Origin of the sequence: Chitinophaga sp. (assembly GCF_035564935.1) — a bacterium.
Lineage (GTDB): Bacteria > Bacteroidota > Bacteroidia > Chitinophagales > Chitinophagaceae > Chitinophaga.
In genome coordinates, this window is record NZ_DATMTE010000072.1 from 1 (window position 1) to 3,760 (window position 3,760).

Consider the following 3,760-nt stretch of genomic DNA (forward strand, 5'->3'; position numbering starts at 1 on the left):
ATCAAAAAGAAACCGGCTTATTTATCTGGCATTATATGATCAGGCAAAAGCCATCTGAAAAATTCATTGAGTTCGCTGCTCCGGATAGTATATTTTATCTTAATAGCTATGCGATAGAAAATCTCTTCCGAAGTGTAGAGACCGAATATCCCGACGGTGAAATGACGATCCATAGTGAACAAAATGGATATCATCTTATTAATTTTACAAACAGGCAATTCTATAGATATGCTTCCTTGTCAGTATTGAAAAGTGAAGCCTCAAAAAACTGGCAACCGATCGAAGATAAACAGGTGGGAATTAAATTCGATTATCCTTTTTATAACGGGGAAAAATTTGTTTCCAAAGATACTGTTATCAGCAACCGGCATTATCAGTTAATTAGCTTTATAAATAGTGGAGCAAAAGCTAAAGGGGCACAGGTGACCTTCTACCTGGAGCCTGATATGTCAACGCCAATTCCATTTTATGCCATTCAAAAAACGTTTAAAGGAAGGTTGAGTATGATATCTATAATTGATCAACTGGGAGAAACGAGGATGATATTAGAATACCTGGAAGCGCCCATAGATTCTCCTGTCTATAAGATTTTAAAGGATATAGTGCAGGCAACAACGGGAGAATAAAGCGCAAGCTATAGCCTTTGGCCTGAAAGCCCCGCTTTTTGTCCCGATCGCCCTCCTCATATTTGATACCATCTCTTATTTTTGACTTATCTCTTTAAAAATAAAAGCCATTAAAATGAGAACTGTAACATTCGGTATGAATATTAGCTTAGATGGCTACTGCGATCACACTATTTTTAATCCCGACATGGAGCTTCACGACTATTTCACAGAAATGATGGAAGATGTGGATTTGCTCTTTTTTGGCCGTGTCATGTACCAGCTCATGTTTCCCTATTGGGCCGATGTGGCAAAAAATCAATCCGGCACCGCAGATGAAAACAGGTTTGCAGAAAGACTTACTTCCATCGATAAAGTTGTTGTTTCACGATCATTAGAGGATGTGCAGGAAAATACGCGGATTGTTCGCAGCAATCCCGCGGAAGAACTACGGAAACTGAAACAGCAACCCGGAAAAAAGATTTCGGTAGACAGTGTAAGCATGCTCCCGGAATTGATAGCCGCAGGTCTTATCGATGAGTTCCGTTTGGTTGTTTATCCGTTGATGGTGGGTACGGGAAGACGATTGCTGGATACCGGCAACCTTCATGAAAAGCTTAATTTAAAGCTAGTTGATACCAGAGTTTTCAAATCCGGATATGTAGCACATCATTACCTGAAACAGTAACAGAAAACTCTGAACCGGTAATAGCTGCACAACTACCTGCAACAATCTTTTGCACCCGGGTTACTTGCCGGGCTGTTATCATATTCGTCGTTCCGGCGCCACCATATACCTCCTGTTTCATTCCGTCCCCTGGGGGCGCGATCGAGCCATTGATACATTCCCCATAACCCGTCCAGTCCGCGGGCATAGGTGGAGTAGGTATGATAAATAACACTATCCTCCAGTACAAAAGCGCTCATGCCGGGTCTTTCGCGGTGATAGGTGGCGGTATCTGTACCGGCCATTGCCGCAAACTTATCTTCCGCTTCAGCGCCGCCTCCCTCCTGGCCCGGGCGCCATTCGAATACAGGTTTACTGTAGTTGTAATCAATATCTCCGGATTGCTGCTGTTCCACTGTAAAACTGACATTGAAATCGTAGTTAAAGTCGCTGTTATAGGAGGAAGCCCATGGAAAACTCCAGCCCATCCGTTGCCTGTAGGCCAGCAGTTTTTCAATTGGCGCACGGGATACCGCCCAAAGCAATACATCATGGTTAGCCAGGTGTGCGGCAAACCCGTTAAAACCGTCGGCAATAGCTGTACAACTGGGACAGCCGGCTGCGTAATCCGGCCCGAACATGAAGTGATAGATCAGCAGCTGGGAACGCCCCCGGAACAGATCAGCAAGGGATACCTTTCCCTCTTCCGTTTCAAACTGGTAGTCTTTGTCTATTTTTACCCACGGAAGCGATTGCCGCCGTGCTGCCAGCTCGTCGCTGCGCCTCGTGAGTTCCTTTTCGGCTCCCAGCAGCTCAAGCCTGGCGGCCAGCCACTCTTCTTTTGAAACCACCTTGTGGTTGTCTGATCCGTCAACGGTTTTCATGTTTGCCATCATGTTATTTTTATAGGTTTATGATGCCTGGTTACAAGGTTTCCAAGCCACAAAATTCCTGCCTTAAACGGGCAGCCGGATAAGAATCGGACTATAAAGCTATATATAAACCGAATTTAGAAAGATACGGATGATCCGTTGCTTTTGTTAAGCGACTGAAAGGTAATGCGCCGCGAGGCGGGAAGTACACAATTCGTTTCCGCAGGCGCGAACGTGGAAGAAAAAGAAAAACATCAGACCGGTTAGTATAACAGGTATGGCTATTGACAGATCGGCTGGCCTGGTGACAGGAAAACACAGCAGCTTCTCAAAGCAGCAGGGAACTATCTCCCTGCTGCTTTGAAAATGTTTTTATTGTTTGCTGAACATGGTTATTTCACTCATGTTGATGGAGTTGGAATTATTTACCGTATGCAGCACCCTTATGCGGATATACCGTACAGGCGGCGCCTGTGGAATGAAGTTAAATTTCATAGGGTCGTTTCCGTTATCTCCCCTTACAGCCGTGGTTAAAAGCGTCCATCCCTTGCTACTCATTTCAGCCGCCCAACCCGGATCGGTGCTTTGCAGTGATGTGGCGGCGTTACTGATATCTGCAATTCCCCATACTTCAAATTCGGAGGGGTTATTGCAGCAATCCCTGCCCGTTTCTTCTATCTGGCCAGGATTATATACTTTACCCATATCAAAAGTAAGGGTGCGTGGCAACGGGGAATTAGAGCCGTTATCGTCGCTGTGGAAAATGTTAGGATATCCCTGTGGCCCTACACTGCCATCCCATAATTTGCTGACACGGGTATCCGACTGGTAGATGCCCATATCATTCGGCAGGTCGTGTTCCTGGAACAGGCTTTTATCGCAGGCTACCAGTTTGTAGATGTCGGGGAAAGTATCGTAACTGTTGGTATAAAAAGTATCCAGGGCGCCCCTGGACGGGATATAGGATGATTGATAAGTTACCGGTTGCCCGGCTTTATAGCCCGGTATATTAACAGAATCCTGGTTGCCGGCAATGGTGGCTATGGCTGCTGCGCCAGAAGCATTGGTATATTTAATAGTAGTACTGATATTAATCGTATCGGGCACGGCAAAGAACAGGGTTACAGAACCGTCGTCACGTATTTTATATGGTGTAGCAGCATCAGGCAGGCGGTTGTGAAGCGTGCTTTTATAGATGTTGCCATACACATGCGCGTTGTCTATTTCCGTTACAATAGACCGGTTACCGGCGGCATCGTATGAATACAGGAAAAACGTATAGGCGTACTCGTTCAAACCACTGATCAGGCACTTTACCGTGTCTGAAGGATCATGTGAAGTAGCATTGATGGTTACAGAATCCTGGCGGTTGTTCCAGAACAGCACATATTTGCTGATACCGGGATCCGGACTGGGTTTCCAGGCAATGGCGAGGCGGCCGTTGCCCGGAAGTATGGTAATGCCTGATACCGTACCCGGATACTGGACTTCCATATTGCCCAGGAAGTCGCGGAAATCAGTGGCCTTCCGTGTACAGGCTATGAAGAAAAATAAGCCGCAAAGTGGTAAGAGGAGTTTTGCAGCAACAGGATATTTTCTCATCTCTTTATATTTTT

At 45.8% G+C, this 3,760-nt stretch carries 4 protein-coding genes; 2 read left to right on the forward strand and 2 right to left on the reverse strand.

Annotated features, from left to right (window positions below; all coding sequences use genetic code 11):
- On the forward strand, positions 1-626 hold a 626-nt coding region (locus tag VN105_RS01980), incomplete at its 5' end, for a hypothetical protein (protein ID WP_325637406.1).
- A gap of 115 nt (positions 627-741) precedes the next feature.
- Positions 742-1,293: a dihydrofolate reductase family protein gene (locus tag VN105_RS01985; RefSeq protein ID WP_325637408.1), complete on the forward strand. Its 552-nt coding sequence runs from the start codon at positions 742-744 to the stop codon at positions 1,291-1,293.
- A 32-nt stretch (positions 1,294-1,325) separates the two neighbouring features.
- Here the strand turns inward: VN105_RS01985 and VN105_RS01990 are convergent, their stop codons facing one another.
- Positions 1,326-2,165: a DUF899 domain-containing protein gene (locus VN105_RS01990; protein WP_325637410.1), complete on the reverse strand. Its 840-nt coding sequence runs from the start codon at positions 2,163-2,165 to the stop codon at positions 1,326-1,328.
- A gap of 351 nt (positions 2,166-2,516) precedes the next feature.
- On the reverse strand, positions 2,517-3,760 hold a 1,244-nt coding region (locus tag VN105_RS01995), incomplete at its 5' end, for a DUF4998 domain-containing protein (protein WP_325637411.1).